Source organism: Shinella zoogloeoides (genome assembly GCF_020883495.1).
Classification (GTDB): Bacteria; Pseudomonadota; Alphaproteobacteria; order Rhizobiales; family Rhizobiaceae; genus Shinella; species Shinella zoogloeoides.
In genome coordinates, this window is record NZ_CP086610.1 from 2,780,004 (window position 1) to 2,805,808 (window position 25,805).

The following is a 25,805-nucleotide window of genomic DNA, read 5'->3' on the forward strand; positions in this document are numbered from 1 at the left end:
GATGGCGCACCCCGTTGGAGGACGGGAACAGGTAAGGTCGACGTGATGGGAGGAGTATCCATGAGCGACATATCCAGTACACATCCGGTGGACGAGAAGCTGCCGGTCGGCAGGCTCGCGACGCTGGGCATTCAGCACGTGCTCGTCATGTATGGCGGCGCCGTGGCGGTGCCGCTGATCGTCGGCCGCGCCCTGCAGCTCAGCCCGCAGGATGTCGCATTCCTGATTTCCGCCGACCTCTTCGTCTGCGGCCTCGTCACCATCATCCAGTCGCTCGGCGTCACCCGCCATGTCGGCATCCGCCTGCCCGTCATGATGGGCGTGACCTTCGCTTCCGTCGGCCCGATGGTCTCCATGGCCACCATGGCGCCCGGACCGGAAGGCGCGCGCATGATCTTCGGCGCCATCATAGGCGCCGGCTTCGTCGCCTTCCTGCTCGCGCCGATCATGGGGCGGCTCCTGCGCTTCTTCCCGCCCGTCGTGACCGGCACCATCATCCTCGTCATCGGCGTGTCGCTGATGCGCGTCGGCATCAACTGGACCTTCGGCAACCCCTTCGGCCCGACGGCGCCCAAGGTAATCGACCCGGCCCATACCGCATGGCTGACGCAGATGAAGGAGCTTGCCGCAAGCGGCGGCCCGGCCGTCCCGCAGGGCCTTGCCCTCGCGCCGACCGTCTCCAACCCGATCTATGCCGAGCCGATCCACATCGCCCTTTCGGCGCTGGTCCTCGTCTCCATCCTGCTCATCGCGCGCTACGGCCGCGGCCTGATCAGCAACATCGCCGTCCTGAGCGGCGTCATCATCGGCTGCCTTGCCGCCTCGATCCTCGGCCTGATGCATTTCGACCGCGTGGCCGATGCCGGCTGGTTCGCCGTCGTCACGCCGCTGCGCTTCGGCATGCCCATCTTCAACCCGATCCTCATCGCCACCATGACGCTTGTCATGATCGTCGTGATGATCGAATCGACCGGCATGTTCCTCGCCCTCGGTGAAATCACCGAAAAGCCGATCGGCCAGCAGCAGCTCACCTCGGGCCTGCGCGTCGATGGCATCGGCACGATGATCGGCGGCCTGTTCAACACCTTCCCCTATACCAGCTTCTCGCAGAATGTCGGTCTCGTCGGCGTCACCGGCGTCAAGAGCCGCTATGTCTGCGTCGCGGCCGGCGTCATCATGATCGTCCTCGGCCTCATCCCGAAGATGGGCGCGCTGGTGGAAGCCGTACCGACCTTCGTTCTCGGCGGCGCGGGCCTCGTGATGTTCGGCATGGTCGCCGCGACGGGTGTGCGCATCCTCGCCACGGTCGACTTCAAGGCCTCGCGCAACAACCTCTTCGTGGTTGCCGTGTCGATCGGCTTCGGCCTCATCCCACTGCTGGCGCCGAACTACCTGATGTGGATGCCGCATGCGATCCACCCGATCATCGAATCGGGCATCGTGCTCGCCTCCATCGCGGCCGTGATCCTCAACGCCTTCTTCAACGGCGTCAGCTACGATCACGCCTCCGCCGTGGACGCCACCCGCATGGCCGACAGCCACTAACCGCAGGCTTCAGCCTTCCGAAAACAAGAAAGCCGGCCCGTTCACCACGGGCCGGCTTTTTACGTGAGCGCCTGCCGGCCACGCCGCCCGGCGGAACGCGAAATGAAAAGCCCGGCGCGAAGCCGGGCTTTCCAGGGACGATCGATGCGGCGCATCACCACTCGGCGACGCTGCCGTCCTCGTGACGCCAGACGGGGTTGCGCCAGCGGTGGCCTTCCTTGGCCCGTTCGATGACATATTGCTCGTCCACTTCCACGCCGAGGCCCGGTCCCTGCGGGATCGAGACGAAGCCGTCCGCGTAGTGGAACACCTCCTTGTTGGAAATGTAGTCGAGGATGTCGTTGGACTTGTTGTAGTGGATGCCGAGGCTCTGCTCCTGGATGAAGGCATTGTAGGAGACGGCGTCGACCTGAAGGCAGGCGGCGAGCGCGATCGGACCCAGCGGGCAATGCGGCGCGAGCGCCACGTCGTAGGCCTCGGCCATCGCCGCGATCTTGCGGCATTCCGTGATGCCGCCGGCATGCGAAAGGTCGGGCTGCAGGATATCGACATAACCATCCGCCAGCACCGACTTGAAATCCCAGCGCGAATAGAGCCGCTCGCCAAGCGCGATCGGCGTGGAGCAATGGTTGGCGATCTCCTTCAGCGCCTCGCGGTTCTCCGACAGCACCGGCTCCTCGATGAACAGGAGATTGTAGGGCTGAAGCTCCCTGGCCAGCACCTTGGCCATCGGCCGATGCACGCGGCCGTGGAAATCGACACCGATGCCGATATGCGGGCCGATGGCCTCGCGGATCGTCGCGATGGTCTCGACCGCCTTTTCCACCTTCTCCCAGGTGTCGACGATCTGCATCTCCTCGCAGCCGTTGAGCTTGATCGCCTTGAAACCGCGGGCGACGACCTCGCGGGCATTGTTGGCGACGTCGGAGGGGCGGTCGCCGCCGATCCAGCTATAGACCTTGATCCTGTCGCGCACCTGCCCGCCGAGCAGGGCATGGACCGGCTGGCCATAGGCCTTGCCCTTGATGTCCCAGAGCGCCTGATCGATGCCGGCGAGCGCCGACATGTGGATGCCGCCGCCGCGATAGAAGCCGGCGCGGTACATGACCTGCCAATGGTCCTCGATCAGCAGCGGGTCCTTGCCGACGAGATAGTCGGAAAGCTCGTGTACCGCCGCCTCCACGGTCAGCGCGCGGCCCTCCACAACCGGCTCGCCCCAGCCGACGATGCCCTCGTCCGTCTCCACCTTCAGGAAAAGCCACCGGGGCGGCACGATATAGGTCGTCAGCTTCGTGATCTTCATGGATTCCATCCCTCGTCGGTTCGTATGGATAGCGGGCAGAGGCCCGCGAAAGTCGTCAGTCCCCGCGCGCACCGTCCATCAGGGCGGAAAGGTCGCGGGCGGCAAGATCGAGAATATTGCGCGAGCAGGCCTCCGCCCGCGCGCCGTCGCGCAGGCGCAGCGCGTCGACCAGCTCGCGGTGAACATCCAGCGCCTCGCCCCGCCGCGCGGCCGCGCGGTTGGAAGCGTGCAGCGCATAGGACAGCGCCGCATGGATGATGGAGGAGAACTGGTGGAAGACCTTGTTGTGGCTCGCCCTCAGCAACGTCTCATGGAAGCGGGCATCGGCGGCGGTGAAGGCTTCGAGGTCCCCTTCCGTCTCGCGCATCTCGTCGCAGGCCCGCTCCAGATCGGCGATCTCCTGCGCCGTCGCGCGCGAGGCCGCGAGGAAGGCGGCGGCCGGCTCCACGGTGCGGCGCGCTTCGAGGATCGAGCCGAGCAGCTCGCTCGACAGCACCTCCGGCCCCATCCATTCGAGGATCTGCGCGTCGAGCACGTTCCATTCCGACCTGTCGCAGACCAGCGTGCCGACACGCGGCCGGCCGCGCACCAGACCATTGGTCTCCAGCACCTTCAGGGATTCGCGGATGACGGTGCGACTGACACCGTAGGTCTCGCAGAGATCGCTTTCGCGCGGCAGCACCGCGCCGGGAGGAAAACGCCCGCCGCAGATATCCGCCCCGATGGCGGCCGTCACGTTATGGCGCACGCGCGGACGGCGCGACGACGGGCGCTGCACCGGCCTCCTTGCCTTGTCCGTCACTCCGCTTCTCCCGCAGTCGCCTCAAATCATCGTACAATTGATAAGTAATAATATGACAAATCAGCAGCGAAGACCATGCCGTTCTCCTGTCCTCGCGCAGATAATTCCAAATATTGACTTTTGCCGGCAAAGTGCATAATGCGCCGACCCATTCGAGGAGCCGCCATGCTTGCCGATCTGCCCGCCGTGCTTGTCCTCAACCCGAAAGACAATGTCGGGGTCGTGCCCGCCAATGTCGATGCCGGCCGCGCGCTGGTGCATGGCGTCACCGCCGGCGAGCGCATTCCGCGCGGGCACAAGGTCGCGCTCGCGCCTATCGCGGAAGGCGCGCCCGTTCTGAAATACGGCCAGATCATCGGCTATGCGACGCGGGCGATCCGCCCCGGCGAGCACGTGCATCTGCAGAACCTCGCCATTCTCGACGTCGCGCTGAAACACGAATTCTGCATCGACAACGCCCCGCCCGTCATGGTGCCGCAGGCCATGCGCCGCACCTTCGAGGGCTACGACCGCGGCAACGGCCGCATCGGCACCCGCAACTATATCGGCATCCTCTCCACCGTGAACTGTTCCGCCACCGTCTCGCGCTACGTGGCCGAGCACTATGCGCGAAAATTCCGCGAGACCGGCCACGACAATATCGACGGCGTGGTAGCGCTGACCTATGGCGGCGGCTGCGCGCTGAACCTCAAGTCCGAGGGTGGGCGCATCCTCACCCGCACCTTCAAGGGCTATGCCCGCAATCCCAATTTCGGCGGCATCCTGATGATCGGCCTCGGCTGCGAGACCTTCCAATACGGCCCGCTCGTCGAGGAAGCCGGGCTGGAGGAAGGAAAAACCTTCCGCACCATGATGATCCAGAACCACGGCGGCACGCGCAAGACCATCGAGGCGGCCTGCGAGATGATCGACGACATGCTGCCCGATGTCGGCCGCATCCGCCGCACCGTGCTGCCGCTCTCCGGCATCAAGCTGGCGCTCGAATGCGGCGGCTCGGACGGCTATTCCGGCATTTCCGCCAACCCCGCCCTCGGCATCGCCTCCGACCTTTTGGTCAAGGAGGGTGCGACGACGGTGCTGTCCGAAACGCCGGAAATCTACGGTGCGGAACACCTCCTCACCCGCCGCGCCGCCCGGCCGGAGGTGGCGGAAAAGCTGCTGTCGCGCATCGACTGGTGGCGGGACTATACGGCGCGGAACGACGCCGAACTCAACAACAACCCCTCGTACGGCAACAAGGCCGGCGGGCTGACGACCATTCTCGAAAAGTCGCTCGGCGCGGTCGCCAAGGGCGGCTCCATGCCGCTCAACGCCGTCTATGAATATGCCGAGGAGGTGACGGAGCCAGGCTTCGTCTTCATGGATACGCCCGGCTACGACCCCGCCGCCGTGACCGGCCAGATCGCCGGCGGCTGCAATCTCGTCGCCTTCACCACCGGCCGCGGCTCGGTCTCCGGCTACAAGCCGGCCCCCTGCATCAAGATCGCCACCAACACCCCCATGTACGAGCACATCCGAGAGGACATGGATATCAATTGCGGCACCATCGTCGACGGCACGGAAACCATCGAAGAGGCCGGCCGCCGTATCTTCGAATTCGTCATCGAGACCGCTTCCGGCCGCAGGACGGCGAGCGAAGCCTTCGACTACGGCGACAACGAATTCGTGCCCTGGCAGGTCGGCGCGATCACCTGATCAGCGCGTGTGCATGACGATATTGACGAGCGTGCCGGCCGGATCGCGCACGAAAAAGCGGCGCACACCCCATGGCTCGTCCACCGGCCCGTATTCGACGGGATAGCCACCTCGCACGACGGCCGCATGAGCCGCCTCCACATCGTCCACCTCGACGGAAAGGCCGGGGACCGGCGTGCCGGACCCGCCTTCCGACGCAAAGCTCACCTGCAGCGGCATGGTGCCGTCGCCGCCATAGGTCGCGATCCAGCCGTGATCCATCAGCAGATCGAGCCCCAGCACGTCCTTGTAGAAACGGCCGACGGCCGCCGGATCGGCCGTCTCGATATTGGCGACGATGCGCTTGACCTTCATGGAGCCTCCTCACCGCGCAACGGGGGTCGCATAGGCCGGCATATCCGGCCGGTGCGCGTCCCGCAGTTCCGCGACGCGCCCGATAACCTTGGGCAGGGATACGGCGATATGGTGGCGCAGCGTCTCCGCCGCCCGCGCGGCATCGTCCACGTCGAGCGCGCGGAAGACGGCCAGATGCTCGGCGATGAACGGCTCGTCGGCGGGCATGCGGTGCGAAACGCCGATAATGTGCTTGCTGACATTGAGCATGAAGCGCGCGCGCCGCAGCGCGATCAACAGTTCCCGGTTCGGGCAGTAGCCGAGGCAGGTGATGTGCAGGTCCGTTTCGAGACCGTCCATCGCCTCTACGGAAAGGACGGGATAGACGGCCAGCGCCTCCTCCAGCCGCTCCGTCATCGCCCGGCGCTCGACGGGCGGAATGAAGGGCGCGGCCTGCGTCAGCGCGATCGGCTCCAGCGCGACGCGGATATCGTGCAGATCGCGCATGCGCTCGGCATCGAGCGGCACCAGCGTCCAGCGCATGCGCTCGTCCTTCTCGACGATGCCGAGCGCTTCGAGCCGGGTCAGCGCATCGCGCGCCACCTGCCGGCCGACGCCGCGGGCGCGCGCCAGTTCCACCTCGTTGATCCGGTAGCGGCCGAAGACGGACAGATGCACCATCTCCCGTTCAAGGCTCTCATAGATCGCTTCCCAGGCCGGCGCCTTGCGCAGGCCCGGCGCTTCCTCACCGAAGCCCAGCATCTCCGCCGTCAGCGCCACGCGCTTCGGCCCGCCGCGCCCCTGCCCCACGAGAAAACCCCGTCCGTCGAACCGGCGGATCGTCCCCGCCGCTTCGAGAAGGGCGAAAGCCTGGCGGACGGGTGTGCGGGTGGAGGCGAAGAGGCCCGCCACCGGCCCTTCGAGCAGCAAGGCGCCCTTCGGCAGCCGGCCCGCGGCGATCGCGTCCGCCAGCACGTCGCGGATGCGCAGGTAGAGCGGTCCGTTGTCGGGCGCGCCCTCCTCCGCCAAAATCTGTCCCCGGTCGATCATGGCGCGGACAATCGCATGAATGCACCCTGCCGACAACGGTCACGACCGCTCCGCACGGGCGGCAAGGAAATTGCGTCGCACCGCCAAAAAATCTCCATTCCTTTCGTGACGCGCGGGGCGTTTTGCGTTAGGGAACCTTGCTGAGGCTCGCAATCCGGCTCTTCGAGGCCCATATGCGAGCCGCGTCCATCTCGAGGAATTGACCATGCCCGCATATCGCTCCCGAACCACCACCCACGGCCGCAACATGGCCGGTGCCCGCGGCCTCTGGCGCGCGACCGGCATGAAGGACTCGGACTTCGGAAAGCCGATTATTGCCGTGGTGAACTCCTTCACCCAGTTCGTGCCCGGCCACGTGCACCTGAAGGACCTCGGCCAGCTCGTCGCGCGCGAGATCGAGGCTGCCGGCGGCGTCGCCAAGGAATTCAACACGATCGCCGTCGACGACGGCATCGCCATGGGCCATGACGGCATGCTCTATTCGCTGCCGAGCCGCGAAATCATCGCCGACAGCGTCGAATACATGGTCAACGCGCACTGCGCCGACGCCATGGTCTGCATCTCGAACTGCGACAAGATCACCCCCGGCATGCTGAATGCCGCCATGCGCCTCAATATCCCCGCCGTCTTCGTTTCCGGCGGCCCGATGGAGGCCGGCAAGGTCGTGCTGCACGGCAAGACCCACGCGCTCGACCTCATCGACGCCATGGTCGCGGCCGCCGACGACAAGATTTCCGACGAGGACGTCAAGGTCATCGAGCGCTCCGCCTGCCCGACCTGCGGCTCCTGCTCCGGCATGTTCACGGCCAATTCGATGAACTGTCTGACCGAGGCCCTCGGCCTGTCGCTGCCGGGCAACGGCTCGACGCTGGCCACCCACGCCGACCGCAAGCGCCTCTTCGTGGAGGCCGGCCACCTGATCGTCGATCTCGCCCGCCGCTACTACGAGCAGGAAGACGAAAGCGTGCTGCCGCGCTCGGTCGCTAACAAGCGCGCCTTCGAAAACGCCATGTCGCTCGACATCGCCATGGGCGGCTCGACCAACACGGTTCTCCATATCCTCGCGGCGGCCTATGAAGGCGGCATCGATTTCGGCATGGACGATATCGACCGCCTGTCGCGCCGCGTGCCCTGCCTTTCCAAGGTCGCGCCGGCCAAGGCCGACGTTCACATGGAAGACGTCCACCGCGCCGGCGGCATCATGCGCATCCTCGGCGAACTCGAGCGCGGCGGCCTCATCCACCGCGACACACCGACCGTGCATGCCGAAACGCTCGGCCACGCCATCGACCGCTGGGACATCACCCGCACCAGCAGCGAGACCGTGCGCACCTTCTTCCGCGCCGCACCGGGCGGCATCCCGACCCAGGTCGCCTTCAGCCAGGAAGCCCGCTGGGACGAACTGGACACGGACGGCGAAAAGGGCGTCATCCGCTCGGTCGAGCATCCCTTCTCAAAGGATGGCGGCCTTGCCGTGCTCTCCGGCAACATCGCGCTCGACGGCTGCATCGTGAAGACCGCCGGCGTCGATGAATCGATCCTGAAGTTCTCCGGCCCGGCCGTCGTCTATGAAAGCCAAGATGCGGCGGTGAAGGGCATTCTCGGCAACGAGGTGAAGGCCGGCGACGTCGTCGTCATCCTCTACGAAGGCCCGAAGGGTGGCCCCGGCATGCAGGAAATGCTCTATCCGACGAGCTACCTGAAGTCGAAGGGCCTCGGCAAGGCTTGCGCGCTCATCACCGACGGCCGCTTCTCCGGCGGCACATCGGGCCTGTCCATCGGCCACGTCTCGCCGGAAGCGGCGCAGGGCGGCGCCATCGGCCTCGTGCGCCAGGGCGACCGGATCGAGATCGACATCCCGAACCGCACCATCAACCTTGCGATTTCGCAAGAGGAATTCGCCGCCCGCCGCGCCGAGCAGGACAAGCTCGGCTGGAAGCCGGGCGCGCCGCGCAAGCGCAACGTCACGACGGCGCTGAAGGCCTATGCCGCCTTCGCCGCCAGCGCCGACAAGGGCGCCGTGCGCATCCTGCCGGAATAAGCAATTACCGGGCGCGAGAGGTTTTCCCGCGCCCGGCCCTTCCTAGAGGTGGCGCGTCACTTCCGGCGTGTTCCACCAGGCATTGTTCCGCCCGTCGAAATACTGGATGGGCAGTTCCGCCAGTTCGCTCTGCTCGATATTGTCGAGGCAAGCGACGTTGATCGAAACATATTCCCCGCCGATCTCCTCCACATAGCCGGTCCCGAAGGCCGAGATGCCGCACGTCTTGCAGAAGCGGTGGTGCCCGCTCATCGTGTTGAACTGGTAATCGCCAAGGTCCGCCTCGTCGCATTGCAGGCGGAAGGCGGCCGGCTTGATCTGCGCACCCCAGTAGCGCTTCTTCGAGCAGATCGAGCAATTGCACCGGCCCGTGCCGGCGGAAAGGTCGATATCGGCCTCGTAGCGGATTTTCCCGCAATGGCAGCTTCCCTTGTAGGTCTTCAGCATCTCATTCTCCTCGCTTGCGCCCGACGGCCAAAAATGACAATGTGTTGTCAAATTCACCCTTGCAGAATGACAGCATGTTGTCAATATGAGCTCCAACCGTACCCCCGCCGGCGATGCCTTCGCCACCTTCGCCATTTCCGTCCTGCGCCTTGCCGGCCATCTCCAGAATGCCGGGGACGCCCTTGCCAGACCCGCCGGCCAGACCAGCGCCCGCTGGCAGGTGCTCGCCGCCGCCGACCATGCGCCGATGTCCGTCGCCGATGCCGGCCGGGCGCTCGGCATGACCCGGCAGGGCGTGCAGCGCGTGGCCGATCTCCTCGAAAAGGACGGCCTCATTGCCTATGCCGACAACCCCGCCCATCAGCGCGCCAAGCTCATGGTGCTGACAGAGGACGGAAAGGCGGCGCTCGAAACGATCAAGGGCCGGCAGGCCGTCTGGGCCGATGCGCTTGGCGCGGCGCTGGGAGAAAAAGAGATCGCGAAGGCAACCCAGACCGTCATTGCCGCGTTACAGGCCGTCGTGAAACAATCCGTGCCGGAGGCGTAAACCGCGCCACGCTTTGACACGGGCAATAAATGTTGATACCAACTTATTTGTCGAAAGCCCGTGAAGGAGGAGTTCCGAGCATGAGACCGAACCACGAAATCGTATCCCGGCAGGAATGGCTGAACGCCCGCAAAGCGCTGCTGTCGCTGGAAAAAGAAGAAACGAAACTGCGCGACAAGGTTCGCGCCGAGCGCCTCGCCCTACCCTGGGTCAGGGTCGAGAAGGCCTATGCATTCGACACACCGCAGGGCCGCAAGACGCTGGCGGACCTGTTCGACGGCCGAAGCCAGCTCATCGTCTACCATTTCATGTACGGGCCAGACTGGGAGGCCGGCTGCCCCGGCTGCTCCTTCATGGCGGACCATATCGACGGCATGCTGCCGCATCTCAACAACCACGACGTCACGATGATCGCCGTTTCCCGCGCGCCGCTGGAAAAGCTGGCGGCCTACGGCAAGCGCATGGGCTGGGCGTTCCCCTGGGTCTCGTCCTTCGGCAGCGATTTCAATTTCGACTATCACGTCTCCTTCACGAAGGAGGAACTGGCCAACGGCAAGGTCATGTACAATTACCGTGAGACCGATGCCGCCGACGCGCATGACGAACTGCCCGGCCTCAGCGCCTTCTTCAAGGACGAGGACGGCGCCGTCTACCATACCTATTCCGACTATGCCCGCGGCGGCGAGGAGGCGCTTGGAACGCTGATGATCCTCGACCGCGCGCCGAAGGGCCGCAACGAGACCGGCACGCTCAGCTTCGTCAGGCGCAAGGACGAATATGCCGACGCGCCGAAGACGCAATCCTGCTGCGATTGAGCCACCCGCACAACAAGAGGAAAGACCAATGCACAAAGACTATGGCAAGTTCTGCTGGTACGAGCTGATCACCCCGGACGTGCCCGCCGCGGCGCGTTTCTATGGATCGGTGGTCGGCTGGTCCACGCGCGATTCCGGCATGCCGGGCATGAATTACACCCTCGCCTATGCCGGCGAACGCCAGGTCGCCGGCCTCATGGAGACCCCGGCCGAGGCGAAAGGCATGCCGCCGCTGTGGATGGGCTACATCTTCACCGACAAGATCGAGGAAACGCTGAAGGACATCACCGCAAACGGCGGCAAGATCCACCGCCAGCCGCAGGATATTCCCGGCGTCGGCCGCTTCGCCATCGCCGCCGATCCGCATGGCGCTGTCTTCTCGCTCTTCACCACCGAGGACGAAAGCCCCGGGCAGCCGGGCATGATGACGCCCGGCCATATCGGCTGGCACGAGCTGATGGCCGGAAAGCTCGACGAGGCCTGGACCTTCTATGAGAAGACCTTCGGCTGGACGAAGGGCATGGCCGTCGACATGTCGGAGAATGACATGGGCGTCTACCAGACCTTCGGCGTGCGCGGCGGCGACATGATCGGCGGCATGATGACCAATCCGCCGGCCTCCCCCGCCCCGCCCTTCTGGGGCTACTATTTCGTGGTCGAAGGCCTCGACGCAGCCGCAAAACGCGTGACGGACGGCGGCGGGCAGGTCGTGATGGGGCCGATGGAGGTTCCCGGCGGCGCCTGGATCGTCAACTGCACCGATCCACAGGGCGCCTTCTTCTCGCTGGTCGCCATGAGCCGCTGATCGGCACGGGCAAGCAAGGCAGGCGGGGCGCGTCATTCCCGCTTGCAATCTCCCTTCGCCTTGCACACACTCCCCTCGATGACGGCGCGAGACCGTCACCGAGGGGAACAGAGAGCGCATGTCGATCAAGGCCGGTATCTACCACCTTACGCACTACAAATACGACAACCCGGTCCGTCTCGGACCCCAGATCATCCGGCTGAAACCGGCGGCGCATTCCAAGACCAAGGTGATCAGCCATTCGCTGAAGGTCTCGCCCGAAAACCATTTCGTGAACCTCCAGCAGGACCCCTACGGCAACTACCTCGCCCGCTACGTCTTCCCCGATCCGGTGACGGAACTGAAGATCGAGGTCGATCTCGTCGCCGACATGACGGTCTACAATCCCTTCGATTTCTTCGTGGAGGAAGAGGCCGAGCACTGGCCCTTCGATTATCCGGCCGATCTCGTCGAGGACCTGAAAATCTACCGCACGCCCGAGCCGCTGACGCCGGCGCTCGAAGCATTCATGAAGACCGTCGATCGCTCGCGCCAGCGCACGGTGGACATGGTGGTTGGCCTTAACGCGCGGCTCCAGCAGGAAATCGGCTACGTCATCCGCATGGAACCCGGCGTGCAATCGCCGGAAGAGACGCTGAGCATCGCCCGCGGTTCCTGCCGCGATTCAAGCTGGCTGCTCGTGCAGATCCTGCGTAATCTCGGCCTCGCCGCCCGCTTCGTCTCCGGCTATCTCATCCAGTTGACGCCCGACCTCAAGGCGCTCGACGGCCCCTCCGGCACGGAGGTGGATTTCACCGACCTCCATGCCTGGTGCGAGGTCTACATCCCCGGTGCCGGCTGGATCGGTCTCGACCCGACCTCGGGCCTTTTGACCGGCGAAAGCCACATCCCGCTCGCCGCAACGCCGCATTACCGCAACGCCGCCCCGATCAGCGGCGGCTATTTCGGCGAGGCGAATACCGAATTCGACTTCGCCATGACGGTGACACGCGTCGCCGAGCATCCGCGCATCACGAAACCCTTCTCCGACGAAAGCTGGGAGGCGCTGAACGCGCTCGGCCGCGAGGTGGACGGCGTGCTCGCCGCCAATGACGTGCGCCTCACCATGGGCGGCGAGCCGACCTTCGTCTCCATCGACGATTTCGAATCCGCCGAATGGAACACCGCCGCCGTCGGCCCCACCAAGCGCGAGAAGGCCGACACGCTCATCCGCCGCCTGCGGGAAAAATTCGCGCCCGGCGGCTTCCTGCACTACGGGCAGGGCAAGTGGTATCCCGGCGAAAGCCTGCCGCGCTGGACCTTCTCGCTCTACTGGCGGCGCGACGGCAAGCCAATCTGGCAGAACCCGGACCTCATTGCCGAGGAAAGCGCGCCGCGCCCCGTCACCGATGACGATGCCGGCCGCCTGCTCACCGCCATTGCCGGCGAACTCGACATTCCGCCCGAAAACGTGGTGCCCGCCTTCGAGGACCCAGCCGAATGGCTGGTCAAGGAAGCGAACCTTCCCAACAACGTGGACCCCTCCAACTCGAAGCTGGAGGACGCCGAGGAGCGCAGCCGCATCGCCCGCGTCTTCGAGCGCGGCCTCACCCGCCCGACCGGCTACGTGCTGCCCGTTCAGGCGTGGAATTCCCGCGCCAGCGGCCGCCGCTGGTCGAGCGAGAAGTGGCAGACCCGCCGCGGCCGCCTCTTCCTCGTGCCCGGCGACAGCCCCGTCGGCTACCGCCTGCCGCTGAATTCGCTGCCCTGGCTCTCGCCCGCCGTCTATCCCTACATAAACCCGATGGACCCCACCATCGAACGCGACGAACTGCCTGATTACGCGGAGGATGCAGGCCGCCCGCTGCAGGCCGCGCATTTCCAGCCCTTCGAGGGCCAGCAGCCGCAGATGCCGCAATCCACCGACGAAATCGGCGGCTATGTGCGCACCGCCATCTCGGTCGAGCCGCGCGACGGCCGGCTCTGCGTCTTCATGCCGCCCACCGTCAGCGTCGAGGAGTATCTCGACCTCATCGCCTCGGCCGAGCGCGCCGCCGCCGCCCTCGGCCTGCCGGTCCATATCGAGGGCTACGCCCCGCCGCATGACGAACGCCTCAACGTGATCCGCGTCGCGCCCGATCCCGGCGTCATCGAAGTCAACATCCACCCGGCCTCCACCTGGGACGACTGCGTCGACATCACCACGGCGATCTACGAGGAAGCCCGCCAGTCCCGTCTCGGCGCGGACAAGTTCATGATCGACGGCCGCCACACCGGCACCGGCGGCGGCAACCATGTGGTCGTCGGCGGCGCGAATCCGAACGACAGCCCGTTCCTGCGCCGTCCCGACCTCCTGAAGAGCCTCGTGCTGCACTGGCAGCGCCACCCCTCGCTCTCCTACCTTTTTTCGGGCCTCTTCATCGGCCCGACCAGTCAGGCCCCGCGCATCGACGAGGCGCGCCACGATTCACTCTACGAGCTGGAAATCGCGCTCTCGCAGGTGCCGCCGCCGGGCGAGGGCCAGCCGCCGCTGCCCTGGCTCGTCGACCGCCTGTTCCGCAACCTCCTGACGGACGTCACCGGCAACACGCACCGCTCGGAAATCTGCATCGACAAGCTCTTCTCGCCGGATGGCCCGACCGGCCGCCTCGGCCTCGTCGAATTCCGCGGCTTCGAGATGCCGCCGAATGCCCGCATGAGCCTTGCCCAGCAGCTCCTCATCCGCGCCCTCATCGCCCGCTTCTGGCAGAACCCGGCGCAGGGCGGCTTCGTGCGCTGGGGCACCACACTGCACGACCGCTTCATGCTGCCGCATTATGTCTGGCAGGATTTTCTCGATGTCCTCGCCGACCTCAAGGCGAACGGCTTCGAACTGCGCCCGGAATGGTTTTCCGCCCAGCTCGAATTCCGCTTCCCCTTCTGCGGCGAGGTAGAATACGAGGGCGCGAACCTCGAACTGCGGCAGGCGCTGGAGCCCTGGCATGTCATGGGCGAACAGGGCGCGATCGGCGGCACGGTGCGTTATGTCGACTCATCCGTCGAGCGCCTGCAGGTGAAGCTGGAAACGGCCAATCCCGAGCGCTACGCCGTCGCCTGCAACGGCAGGCCCATGCCGCTGCGCTCCACGGGCGCCAAGGGCGTCTCGGTCGCCGGCGTGCGCTTCAAGGCATGGCAGCCCGCCTCGGGCCTCCATCCGGTGCTGCCCGTCAACACACCGCTTACTTTCGACATTTATGATACATGGTCGAGAAGAGCCATCGGAGGCTGCATTTACCACGTTGCCCATCCCGGCGGACGCAACTATGACACCTTCCCGGTAAACGGCAACGAGGCCGAGGCGCGCCGGCTGGCGCGGTTCGAGCCCTGGGGGCACAGGGCGGGCGGCTATACGCTGTGGCCGGAAACACCGCCGGCGGAATTCCCGCTGACGCTGGACCTGCGCCGGCCGCCCGGTATCTGAAGCAATTCCGGCAAAAGTGCGCAGCGGTTTTGCATCCGCAATTGCGCGAAACAAAGAGCTGGAGCATTTTCGCGATTCGAAGAGACGCGGACATGCCGCAGCTCCCAGGAGACATGGATTGAAGACCACGACTGCGGAAGCGGAGCGCATCGAGGCCGAGGCGGCGGACGCCTCCGCACGCGCCTATGCGCCCCTTCCCGGCATTGCCGACGAGATGGTCGATACGCAAGGCGCGGTGCGCCCCGTCTGGCGTCCCCTCCTCTCGGCGCTCGAGCGCATGGACGAAACAGACCTTGCCGGACGCTTCGCCCGCGCCGACCGCTACCTGCGCGATGCCGGCGTCTTCTACCGCGCCTATGGCAAGGAGGCGGGAACGGACCGCGCCTGGCCGCTCTCGCACATCCCCGTCCTCATCGACGAGGCGGAATGGGAGCACCTGTCGCGCGGCCTCGTCCAGCGCGCCGAGCTGCTGGAAGCCGTCGTCGCGGATATCTACGGCCGGAACGAGCTGGTCGCGAACGGTCTCCTGCCCCCTGCCCTCGTCGCCTCCAATGACGAATTCCTGCGCCCGCTCGTCGGTGTGCAGCCGGACGGCAAGCATTTCCTGCATTTCGTCTCCTTCGAGATCGGCCGCGGGCCGGACGGCAAGTGGTGGGTGCTTTCCGACCGTACGCAGGCTCCCTCCGGCGCGGGCTTCGCGCTGGAGAACCGCGTGGCGACGACCCGCGCCTTTTCCGACGTCTTCGCCGAAACCCATGTGCATCGCCTCGCCGGCTTCTTCGGCGCTTTCCGCAACACACTGCAGGCCGGCAAAGTGGCCGAGGAGCGCATCGCCGTCCTGACGCCCGGCCTTGCCAACGAAACCTATTTCGAACACGCCTATATCGCCCGCTATCTTGGCTTCATGCTGCTGGAGGGCGAGGACCTGACCGTCGTTGACGGCAAGGTCATGGTGCGCACGGTCGCGGGCCTCAAGCCCATCGGCGTGCTCTGGCGCCGCCTCGACGCCGCCTTTGCCGATCCGCTCGAGCTGAACCAGAACTCCCATATCGGCACGCCCGGGATGGTCGAGGCGCTGCGCTCCGGCTCCGTCACCTTCGTCAACGCGCTCGGCGCGGGCATCGTCGAGACACGCGCCTTCCTCGCCTTCCTGCCGAATATCTGCCGGCACCTGCTCGGCGAGGAGCAGCGCCTTCCCTCCATCGCGACCTGGTGGTGCGGGCAGAAGGACGAGCGCGAGCACGTCACGGCCAATATCGAGCGCATGGTCATCGGCCCGGCCTATTCCACGCGGCCCTTCTTCGACGACAATGCCCAGTCCGTGCTCGGCTCCAGCCTGCGCGACACCGCAAAACAGTCCATCGCCGAATGGCTGGCGAGCGACGGCGCCAAGCTCGTCGGGCAGGAAGCCGTCACGCTCTCCACCACGCCCGCTTTCGTCGGCGGCAAGCTGGTGCCGCGGCCGATGTCGCTGCGCGTCTTCGCCGCCCGCACGCGCGACGGCTGGCAGATCATGCCGGGCGGCTTCGCCCGCATCGGCGCCGGCGACAATGTCGCGGCCATCGCCATGCAGGAAGGCGGCTCGGCGGCCGACGTGTGGATCGTCAGCCGCAAGCCCGTCGAGCGCACCTCGCTGCTGCCGCCGGAGGAAGATTTTACCCGCAACATGCCCGGCAGCCTGCCGAGCCGCGCGGCCGACAACCTCTTCTGGCTCGGCCGCTATATCGAGCGGGCGGAAGGGGCGCTGCGCATCCTGCGCGCCTGGCACAGCCGCTACGCCGAATATGCCGATCCCGAACAGCCGCTGCTGAAGGACGTCAGCACCTATCTCGACGCACTCGACATCGACACCTCCGAGGCCGTGCCGACAAGCCTCATCCGCAACATCGACAGCGCCGTCTTCTCCGCCAGCAATATCCGCGACCGCTTCTCGCCGGACGGCTGGCTGGCGCTCAACGACCTGTCGAAGACCGCCCGCCGCTTCCATGTCAGCATCGAGCCGGGCGACGACGCGACCCGCGCCATGACGGTGCTGCTGCGCAAGCTCGCGGGCTTCGCCGGCCTTGTGCACGAAAACATGTACCGCTTCACCGGCTGGCGGTTCCTCTCCATCGGCCGTTACCTCGAACGCGGCCTGCACATGACGCGCCTGCTCGGCCACATGTCCGGCGAGGATGCGCCCGACGGCGCGCTCGACATGCTGCTGGAAATCGGCGACAGCGTGATGACCCATCGCCGCCGCTACAATGTGGCGACCGCGCGCCTGACCGTCACCGACCTTCTGGCGCTCGACGCGCTCAATCCCCGCTCGATCCTCTACCAGCTCAACGAGATCAAGAACGAGATCGAGCAATTGCCGAATGCCTATTCGAACGGCCAGATGTCGCCCTTCTACCGCGAGGCCATGCGCCTTCACGCGGGGCTGGCGGTGATGACGCCGGAGACGATGACGGACGCCGTCTACAAGCGCCTCGAGACGGAGATGGAAAAGCTCTCCGACATTCTCGCGCAAACCTATCTGAGCTGAGCGAGGGGGAGGCGCCGAACCATGCTCTACGACGTCAACCTCCATATCAGCTATCTCTATGACACGCCGGTTTCCGGCGGCCGGCATATCGTGCGCGTGCTACCGCTCTCCATCGAGGGCCGCCAGCGCCTCGTCGCCGGCACGGTCGGCGTCGCCCCCGATCCCGGCGAGCGGGTCGACCATCACGATTTCTTCGAAAATCCGATGAGCGCGATCCTCTTCCGCAGCCAGCACGAGCGGCTCGATATCCGCATGCAGGCCCGCGTGCAGGTCGATGCGCCCGAGACGACCGCCGACCTCTCGCCCTGCGTTGCCGAACTGCCGGAGGATATCGCCGGCTACTGGTCGCTCGACGCCGGTTCGCCGCACCATTACACCGGCCCGAGCCCGCGGCTGAAGGAATGCCCGGAAATCGCCGAATATGCCCGCGCCATCGCCAAGCCCGGCATGACGGTCCGCGCCATCGCGACGGCGCTCTGCGCCCGCATCCACAAGGATTTCACCTACGATCCCAAGGCGACCAGCGTGGACACGACCCCGCGCGAGGCCTTCAAGCTGAAGAAGGGCGTCTGCCAGGACTTTTCCCATGTGATGATCGTGGCGCTACGCAGCCTCGGCATTCCGGCCGGCTATGTCAGCGGGTTCCTGCGCACCATTCCCCCGCCGGGCAAGGAGCGGCTGGAAGGCGCGGACGCCATGCATGCCTGGGTGCGCTACTGGGGCGGGCGGGTGAACGGCTGGATGGAACTCGACCCGACCAACGACATCCCCGCCGGCACCGACCATATCGTCGTCGCCTATGGCCGCGACTATGCCGATGTCGCCCCCGTCATCGGCGTGCTGAAGGGCTACGGCCAGCACCAGACGAGCCAGGCTGTCGATGTCATTCCGGTGCGGCCGGCACCGTGAATTCCCGTTTGGAAACAGCGGGAAAGCGCGTGTTTTCGGGATGCATGCAATTTTACGAAAACTATACCACGCCGCCGAACCGTTGAATAACACTTCGCTGGTAGCCTTCAGCCACATTATGACGATGGTGGGTGAAGCCTCATGACGAAGATGGCAGAAAAATCGACGCTCGTATCGCGCTTGCTGCGCGACCGCTCGGGCAATTTCGCGATGGTGACCGCCGTCGTCATCCCGGTCATCCTCATGGCCGCCGGCGTCGCGATAGACCTCACCAAGACGGTCCTTGCGAAAGCCGAGCTGCAGGATGCGTCCGACGCCGCCGTTCTCGCCGCCGCGGCGGCGCTGGCGAACGACGGCAAATCCATCGACGAAGCCAGGATCATCGCCCAGGAGCTTTTCACGCTGCAGATGAGCGGGGCGTCCTCCATCGTCAAGGAAGGCGACGCGACGCTGGTCGACACCGCCCCCGTGATCAACATTACGGAAACGGCGATCGGGAGCACCGGCAAGTCGTACAAGGTGGAAATAGACGCCAGTTATTCCGTAAAATACAACGTCCTCACGCGGCAGCTCCTCGGCCACCAGAACGGCACGCTGGAGACGACGAGCATCGCGGAAAGCGGCACGGCCGACTCGAAGAGCGCCTTCTCCATGTATTTCGTGCTCGACAAATCCGGGTCCATGGGCGAAGAAACGAAAAGCACCACGTCCTATCCCTGCCCTACCAAGAAGAAGCCGGACAAGGTCTGCTCGAAGAACCTGACGCGTATCGAGTCGCTGAAGCTTGCGACCGCCAGCCTTCTCACCCAGATCGATATCGCCGACCCCACGGCGACCTATGTGCGTACCGGCGCGGTTTCCTATAACAGCGCGGCCCAGAAAGCGAAGCCTCTCGACTGGGGCACAACAGGCGTTCTCGACTACGTCAACGCCCTGACGGCCGACGGCAACACGAACTCGGCCCCGGCCTTCAAGATCGCCTATGACAGCCTGATGCTCGATACGGAGGCGCAGGCTCACAAGGATAAGCAGGGCAACGGGCAGGTTCCCGCGAAATACATCGTCTTCATGACCGACGGTGACAACAACCAGAGCAACGCGGACAAGGTGACGCTGGAATATTGCGACCTTGCGCGTACCAAGAAGATCGAAGTCTATACGATCGCCTTCATGGCGCCGAGCCGCGGCCAGGCCCTGCTCAGCGCCTGCGCCACCACGCAGAGCCACTACTTCCTCGCAGAGAGCACGGCGGACCTCCTCGCCGCCTTCAAGAGCATCGGCCAGCAGACCTCGAAGACAATCGCCCGCGTCACGAAATAATCCGGGCCGTCCCGATCAGCGAAAGCCAGCCCGCCGCGCTCCCGCGCGGCGGGTTTTTCTACGTCCCGCCACCCGTTTCAGATATGCCGAAAATGCATGCGCCCTTTCTTGAAAAGGCATATTGCAAGCGCTTCGGATAGATGCATAAATTGATTTAAACGTGCTTTTCGCCAAGGCGGAGGCAGGCAATGCGAAGGGAAAAAGCTCACCGATGACGAACCGGGCAACCACCAACGACCTCGCTCCAGCCCCCCGTTCATCGGATAGAGAACAGCTTGCGACAGAGCTTCTGGAACGTCTCAAATATCGTATCGGCAAGGACCCGAAGGTCGCCAAGCCTCATGACTGGCTGACGGCGGCGATCCTCGTCGCGCGCGACCGTGTCACCGACAAGTGGATGGACTCCACGCGCCGCACCTATTCCACCGGCGCCAAGCGCGTCTACTATCTGTCGCTGGAATTCCTCATCGGCCGCCTGATGCGTGACGCGATGACGAATATCGGCATTCTCGACGAGATGCGCCACGCGCTCACCTCGCTCGGCGTCGATCTGGACGTCATCGCGGAACTGGAGCCGGACGCCGCGCTCGGCAATGGCGGTCTCGGCCGCCTCGCCGCCTGTTTCATGGAAAGCATGGCGACGGTGGACGTGCCGGCCTATGGCTACGGCATCCGCTACGTACACGGCCTCTTCCGCCAGCAGATGGCGGACGGCTGGCAGGTCGAGCTGCCCGAAACCTGGCTCGCCCACGGCAATCCTTGGGAATTCGAGCGTCGCGAAAGCTCTTACGAGATCGGCTTCGGCGGCGCCGTCGAGACGATCAATATCGGCGAGGACAAGCAGCGCTTCGTCTGGAAGCCGGCCGAGCGCGTCATCGCCACGGCCTATGACACGCCGGCCGTCGGCTGGCGCGCCAAGCGCGTCAACACGCTGCGCCTGTGGGCCGCCAACCCCATCGACCCGATCCTGCTCGACGCATTCAATGCCGGCGACCATATCGGCGCTCTTCGCGAGAGCAACAAGGCGGAAAGCCTGACGCGCGTGCTCTACCCGGCCGATGCCACGCCCGCCGGTCAGGAACTGCGCCTGCGCCAGGAGTTCTTCTTCTGCTCCGCCTCGCTGCAGGACATCCTGCGCCGCCACCTCCAGCAGTATCCGGACTTCACGTCGCTGCCGGATGCCGTCGCCATCCAGCTCAACGATACCCACCCCGCCGTCTCCGTCGCCGAACTGGTGCGCCTCCTGACGGACGTGCATGGTCTCGACTTCGACATCGCCTGGGATATCGCCCGCCGCACCTTCTCCTACACCAACCACACGCTGCTGCCGGAAGCGCTGGAAAGCTGGCCCGTCCCGCTGTTCGAACGCCTGCTGCCGCGCCACATGCAGATCGTCTACGCGGTCAACGCCAGGATCCTGCTGGAAGCGCGCAAGGACCACGGTCTCGACGACCAGCGCGTCCGCAACATCTCGCTGATCGAGGAGAGCGGCGAACGCCGCGTGCGCATGGGCAACCTCGCCTTCGTCGGCTCGCATTCGATCAACGGCGTGTCGGCCTTGCATACCGAGCTGATGAAGGAAACGGTCTTTGCCGACCTTCACAAGCTCTATCCCGACCGCATCAACAACAAGACCAACGGCATCACCCCGCGCCGCTGGCTGATGCAATGCAACCCCGGCCTGTTCGAGCTGATCCGCGAGTCCATCGGCGACGCCTTCGTCGACGACGCCGAGGCGCTGCCGGCGCTGGACGCCTTCGCCGACAACCGGGATTTCCAGGAACGCTTCGCCGCGATCAAGCGCGAGAACAAGAACCGGCTTTCCAATCTGGTCGGCAGCCGCATGGGCGTGCGCATCGATCCCGCCGCGATGTTCGACATCCAGATCAAGCGCATCCACGAATACAAGCGCCAGCTTCTCAACATCATCGAGGCCGTCGCCCTCTACGACCAGATCCGCTCGCATCCCGAGCTGGACTGGGTCCCGCGTGTAAAGCTCTTCGCGGGCAAGGCGGCGCCGAGCTACCACAATGCCAAGCTGATCATCAAACTCGCCAACGACGTGGCCAAGGTGATCAACAACGACCCGGCCGTGCGCGGCCTGCTGAAGGTCGTCTTTGTGCCGAACTACAATGTCTCGCTCGCCGAGATCATGGTGCCGGCCGCCGACCTGTCCGAGCAGATTTCCACCGCCGGCATGGAAGCCTCCGGCACCGGCAACATGAAGTTCGCGTTGAACGGCGCGCTGACCATCGGCACGCTCGACGGCGCGAATGTCGAGATGCGCGATCATGTCGGCGAGGAGAACATCGTCATCTTCGGCATGACGGCCGAGGAAGTGGCGAAGGTTCGCGCCGAGGGACACAATCCCCGCGCCATCATCGAGCAGTCCCGCGAGTTGTCGCAAGCCCTTCAGGCAATCGCCTCCGGCGTCTTCTCACCCGACGACCGCAACCGCTTCGCCGGCCTCGTCGACGGCATCTACAATCACGACTGGTTCATGGTCGCCGCCGATTTCGACGCCTATGCGAAAGCCCAGCGCGAAGTCGACGCCATCTGGACCGACAAGACGTCCTGGTATTCCAAGACCATCAGGAACACCGCCCGCATGGGCTGGTTCTCCTCCGACCGAACCATTCGCCAATACGCCAAGGACATCTGGAGAGCCTGATGACCGCACCGCCAAACAAGAGCACGACGGAAACCCAGTCAAATCTCTTGGCAGAGCTTCTGGCGAAGGCGGACATCGACGCGATCCTGGAAAGCCGGCACTGGGATCCCTTTGCCGTGCTCGGCCTGCACGCAGCCGGCGACAAGTATGTCGCCCGCTGCTTCCTGCCGGGCGCGGCCGAGGTGACGGCCGAAACGCTTGCCGGCAAGGAGATCGGCGCACTGAAACAACTCCACCCGGACGGCATTTTCGCCGGCGAGGTGGCCCTGAAAAAGCTTCAGCCGATCCGCTACCGCGCCCGTAACGAGGGCGGCGAATGGGTGGTGATCGATCCCTACAGCTTCGGCCCCGTGCTCGGGCCGATGGACGACTACTATATCCGCGAAGGTTCGCACCTGCGCCTCTTCGACAAGATGGGCGCTCACCCGATGACGCTCGACGGCATCGACGGCTTCCACTTCGCCGTCTGGGCGCCGAATGCCAAGCGCGTCTCCGTCGTCGGCAATTTCAACGAATGGGACGGCCGGCGCAACGCCATGCGCCTTCGCCGCGACACCGGCATCTGGGAAATCTTCCTGCCCGGCATCACCCCGGGCCATGCCTATAAATACGAGATCGTCGGCATCAACGGCGAGGTGCTGCCGCTGAAGGCCGACCCCTTCGCCCGCCGCTCGGAACTGCGCCCCAACAACGCCTCGATGACGACCGGCCCGATCGCCCAGAAGTGGGAGGACGAGGCGCATCTGGCCCATTGGGCAGGCACCGACGCCCGCCGCCAGCCGATCTCCATCTACGAAGTACACGCCGCCTCCTGGCAGCGCCATTCCGATGGCGGCATGCTGACATGGGACGAACTGGCCGACCGCCTCATCCCCTACTGCGTCGACATGGGCTTCACCCATATCGAGTTCCTGCCGATCTCCGAATATCCCTTCGATCCGTCCTGGGGCTACCAGACGACCGGCCTCTATTCGCCCACCGCCCGCTTCGGCGAGCCGGAAGGTTTCGCCCGCTTCGTCAACGGCTGCCACAAGGTCGGCATCGGCGTCATCCTCGACTGGGTGCCGGCGCATTTCCCGACCGACGCCCACGGCCTCGGCAAGTTCGACGGCACCGCGCTCTACGAGCATGAGGACCCGCGTCAGGGCTTCCACCCGGACTGGAACACGGCGATCTACAATTTCGGCCGCGCGGAAGTCCTCTCCTACCTCATCAACAACGCGCTCTACTGGGCGGAAAAGTTCCATCTCGACGGTCTGCGCGTCGATGCCGTCGCCTCGATGCTCTACCTCGACTATTCGCGCAAACACGGCGAATGGGTGCCGAACGAATATGGCGGCAACGAGAATCTGGAGGCGGTGCGCTTCCTGCAATCCATGAACAGCCACGTCTATGCCGGCCATCCCGGCATCCTGACGATCGCGGAGGAATCCACCTCCTGGCCGAAGGTCTCCCATCCCGTGCATGAGGGCGGGCTTGGCTTCGGCTTCAAGTGGAACATGGGCTTCATGCACGACACGCTGCAATATCTGTCGCGCGAGCCGGTGCATCGCAAGTTCCACCACAACGACATGACCTTCGGCCTGCTCTATGCCTTCACGGAGAACTTCGTGCTGCCGCTCAGCCACGACGAGGTGGTGCATGGCAAGGGTTCGCTGATCGCCAAGATGACAGGCGACGACTGGCAGAAATTCGCCAACCTGCGTGCCTATTACGGCTTCATGTGGGGCTATCCCGGCAAGAAGCTGCTCTTCATGGGCCAGGAATTCGCCCAGTGGCAGGAGTGGAGCGAGGCGCGCTCGCTCGACTGGAACCTGCTCGAATATCCGCTGCACGAGGGCATGCGCCGCCTTGTGCGCGATCTCAACGGCACCTATCGCTACAAGGCGGCGCTGCATGCACGCGACTGCGAGGGCGACGGCTTCGAATGGCTGATCGCCGACGACCGGGAGAACTCGGTCTTCGCCTGGCTGCGCAAGGCCCCCGGCGAAAAGCCGATTGCCGTCATCACCAACTTCACCCCCGTCCTGCGCGAGGGCTACGGAGTGCCGCTGCCGGTGGAGGGCCGGTGGCGGGAAATCCTCAACACCGACGCCGAAATCTACGGCGGCTCGGGCAAGGGGAACGGCGGGGCCGTCGAGGCCCGCAAGCATGACAATGGAAGGATCGCAGCCGACATCACGCTGCCGCCGCTGGCGACGGTGATGCTCGAACTGGATGCATGAAGCGCAATTCCGGCAAGGCGTGCTGCGGAATTGCACAAAGAACAGGGATAATCGGGAGGACACCATGGAGCAGAAGCGCAATCAACCCCTCGCCCGCGATGCGATGGCCTATGTTCTGGCAGGGGGACGCGGCAGCCGCCTCAAGGAGCTGACCGACCGGCGCGCCAAGCCCGCCGTGCATTTCGGCGGCAAGGCGCGCATCATCGATTTCGCGCTCTCCAATGCGCTGAACTCCGGTATCCGACGCATCGGCGTCGCCACCCAGTACAAGGCCCATTCGCTGATCCGCCACATGCAGCGCGGCTGGAACTTCTTCCGTCCCGAGCGTAACGAGAGCTTCGATATCCTGCCCGCCTCCCAGCGCGTCTCCGAGACCCAGTGGTACGAAGGCACGGCCGACGCCGTCTACCAGAATATCGACATCATCGAGGATTACGGCGTCGAATACATGGTCATCCTGGCCGGCGACCATATCTATAAGATGGACTACGAGCTGATGCTTCAGCAGCACGTGGATTCCGGCGCGCAGGTCACCATCGGCTGCCTCGAAGTGCCGCGCATGGAAGCGACCGGGTTCGGCGTCATGCATGTCGACGAGAAGGACCAGATCATCGCCTTCGTGGAAAAGCCGGCCGATCCGCCGGGCATTCCCGGCAATCCGGAAATGGCGCTCGCCTCCATGGGCATCTACGTCTTCCACACGAAGTTCCTGATGGACCTGCTGCGCCGCGACGCCGCCGACCCGACCTCCAGCCGCGACTTCGGCAAGGACATCATCCCCTATATCGTGCAGCACGGCAAAGCCGTCGCCCACCGCTTCACCGCCTCCTGCGTGCGCTCGGACTTCGAGCGCGAGGCCTACTGGCGCGACGTCGGCACCATCGACGCCTATTGGCAGGCCAATATCGACCTGACCGACGTCACCCCGGAACTCGACATCTACGACGGCTCCTGGCCGATCTGGACCTTCGCCGAGATCAAGCCGCCGGCGAAATTCGTGCATGACGACGAGAACCGCCGCGGCTCGGCGACCTCCTCGCTGATTTCCGGCGACTGCATCATCTCCGGCGCCTCGCTGAACCGCAGCCTGCTGTTCACCGGCGTGCGCGCCAATTCCTATTCCCGCCTCGAAGGGGCCGTCATCCTGCCGAACGTGATGATCGGCCGGCATGCGCAACTCAGGAATGTCGTCATCGACAGCCGGGTCGTCATCCCGGAGGGCCTCGTCGTCGGCGAGGACCCGGAACTCGATGCCAAGCGCTTCCGCCGCTCGGAGAACGGCATATGCCTCATCACGCAGCCGATGATCGACAAGCTGGAGCTATAGCCGC

At 65.1% G+C, this 25,805-nt stretch carries 18 protein-coding genes; 13 read left to right on the plus strand and 5 right to left on the minus strand.

The window, feature by feature from the left end:
• Window positions 1-60 precede the first annotated feature (60 nt).
• The gene (locus K8M09_RS13830; RefSeq protein WP_160785235.1) at window positions 61-1,545 is read left to right on the plus strand and encodes a nucleobase:cation symporter-2 family protein; all 1,485 of its coding nucleotides are present in this window, start codon (window positions 61-63) and stop codon (window positions 1,543-1,545) included.
• A gap of 154 nt (window positions 1,546-1,699) precedes the next feature.
• On the opposite strand, the gene dgoD is transcribed toward K8M09_RS13830, so the two are convergent.
• Together dgoD and K8M09_RS13840 are read right to left on the minus strand one after the other, a co-directional pair.
• A complete protein-coding gene (gene dgoD / locus K8M09_RS13835) occupies window positions 1,700-2,848 on the minus strand; it encodes a galactonate dehydratase (protein WP_160785234.1) in 1,149 nt (382 codons plus the stop codon).
• A 55-nt stretch (window positions 2,849-2,903) separates the two neighbouring features.
• On the minus strand, window positions 2,904-3,650 hold the full coding sequence (locus tag K8M09_RS13840; protein WP_160785233.1) for a FadR/GntR family transcriptional regulator: 747 nt from the start codon (window positions 3,648-3,650) through the stop codon (window positions 2,904-2,906).
• A 165-nt stretch (window positions 3,651-3,815) separates the two neighbouring features.
• Between K8M09_RS13840 and K8M09_RS13845 the strand changes: the two genes are divergently transcribed.
• The gene (locus K8M09_RS13845) at window positions 3,816-5,345 is read left to right on the plus strand and encodes a UxaA family hydrolase (protein ID WP_160785232.1); all 1,530 of its coding nucleotides are present in this window, start codon (window positions 3,816-3,818) and stop codon (window positions 5,343-5,345) included.
• Here the strand turns inward: K8M09_RS13845 and K8M09_RS13850 are convergent, their stop codons facing one another.
• Together K8M09_RS13850 and K8M09_RS13855 are read right to left on the minus strand one after the other, a co-directional pair.
• Entirely contained in the window at window positions 5,346-5,699 is a 354-nt protein-coding gene (locus K8M09_RS13850) for a VOC family protein (protein ID WP_160785231.1), read from the minus strand.
• A gap of 9 nt (window positions 5,700-5,708) precedes the next feature.
• Window positions 5,709-6,728 (minus strand): GntR family transcriptional regulator, encoded by a 1,020-nt coding sequence (locus tag K8M09_RS13855; protein ID WP_160785230.1) that lies wholly within the window; start codon window positions 6,726-6,728, stop codon window positions 5,709-5,711.
• A 205-nt stretch (window positions 6,729-6,933) separates the two neighbouring features.
• Here K8M09_RS13855 and ilvD point away from each other — a divergent pair, with 205 nt between their 5' ends.
• Window positions 6,934-8,769 carry a dihydroxy-acid dehydratase gene (ilvD, locus tag K8M09_RS13860; RefSeq protein ID WP_160785229.1) on the plus strand — a complete coding sequence of 612 codons (1,836 nt, stop codon included), beginning with the start codon at window positions 6,934-6,936 and terminating at the stop codon, window positions 8,767-8,769.
• Between the two features lie 42 nt (window positions 8,770-8,811).
• Here the strand turns inward: ilvD and K8M09_RS13865 are convergent, their stop codons facing one another.
• The gene (locus tag K8M09_RS13865) at window positions 8,812-9,216 is read right to left on the minus strand and encodes a GFA family protein (protein ID WP_160785228.1); all 405 of its coding nucleotides are present in this window, start codon (window positions 9,214-9,216) and stop codon (window positions 8,812-8,814) included.
• 85 nt (window positions 9,217-9,301) lie between these two features.
• Between K8M09_RS13865 and K8M09_RS13870 the strand changes: the two genes are divergently transcribed.
• From K8M09_RS13870 to glgC, 10 genes are all read left to right on the plus strand, one after another.
• Window positions 9,302-9,763 (plus strand): MarR family winged helix-turn-helix transcriptional regulator, encoded by a 462-nt coding sequence (locus tag K8M09_RS13870; RefSeq protein ID WP_160785227.1) that lies wholly within the window; start codon window positions 9,302-9,304, stop codon window positions 9,761-9,763.
• An 80-nt stretch (window positions 9,764-9,843) separates the two neighbouring features.
• Window positions 9,844-10,578, plus strand: a complete 735-nt coding sequence (locus K8M09_RS13875; RefSeq protein ID WP_160785226.1) for a DUF899 domain-containing protein — start codon at window positions 9,844-9,846, stop codon at window positions 10,576-10,578.
• 28 nt (window positions 10,579-10,606) lie between these two features.
• A complete protein-coding gene (locus K8M09_RS13880) occupies window positions 10,607-11,383 on the plus strand; it encodes a VOC family protein (protein WP_160785225.1) in 777 nt (258 codons plus the stop codon).
• A 118-nt stretch (window positions 11,384-11,501) separates the two neighbouring features.
• Entirely contained in the window at window positions 11,502-14,822 is a 3,321-nt protein-coding gene (locus K8M09_RS13885) for a transglutaminase family protein (RefSeq protein ID WP_160785224.1), read from the plus strand.
• 148 nt (window positions 14,823-14,970) lie between these two features.
• The gene (locus tag K8M09_RS13890) at window positions 14,971-17,349 is read left to right on the plus strand and encodes a circularly permuted type 2 ATP-grasp protein (RefSeq protein WP_229342377.1); all 2,379 of its coding nucleotides are present in this window, start codon (window positions 14,971-14,973) and stop codon (window positions 17,347-17,349) included.
• 21 nt (window positions 17,350-17,370) lie between these two features.
• Window positions 17,371-18,258 carry a transglutaminase family protein gene (locus K8M09_RS13895; RefSeq protein ID WP_160785223.1) on the plus strand — a complete coding sequence of 296 codons (888 nt, stop codon included), beginning with the start codon at window positions 17,371-17,373 and terminating at the stop codon, window positions 18,256-18,258.
• Window positions 18,259-18,399: 141 nt separating this feature from the next.
• Window positions 18,400-19,578: a vWA domain-containing protein gene (locus K8M09_RS13900; RefSeq protein WP_160785222.1), complete on the plus strand. Its 1,179-nt coding sequence runs from the start codon at window positions 18,400-18,402 to the stop codon at window positions 19,576-19,578.
• A 211-nt stretch (window positions 19,579-19,789) separates the two neighbouring features.
• Window positions 19,790-22,249, plus strand: a complete 2,460-nt coding sequence (locus K8M09_RS13905) for a glycogen/starch/alpha-glucan phosphorylase (RefSeq protein WP_160785221.1) — start codon at window positions 19,790-19,792, stop codon at window positions 22,247-22,249.
• Complete coding sequence (glgB, locus tag K8M09_RS13910) at window positions 22,249-24,474, plus strand: 1,4-alpha-glucan branching protein GlgB (protein ID WP_160785220.1); 2,226 nt, start codon at window positions 22,249-22,251, stop codon at window positions 24,472-24,474. The genes K8M09_RS13905 and glgB overlap by 1 nt, the downstream gene beginning before the upstream one ends.
• Before the next feature lie 64 nt (window positions 24,475-24,538).
• Window positions 24,539-25,801, plus strand: a complete 1,263-nt coding sequence (gene glgC, locus K8M09_RS13915) for a glucose-1-phosphate adenylyltransferase (protein WP_160785219.1) — start codon at window positions 24,539-24,541, stop codon at window positions 25,799-25,801.
• The last annotated feature ends 4 nt before the right edge of the window (window positions 25,802-25,805 follow it).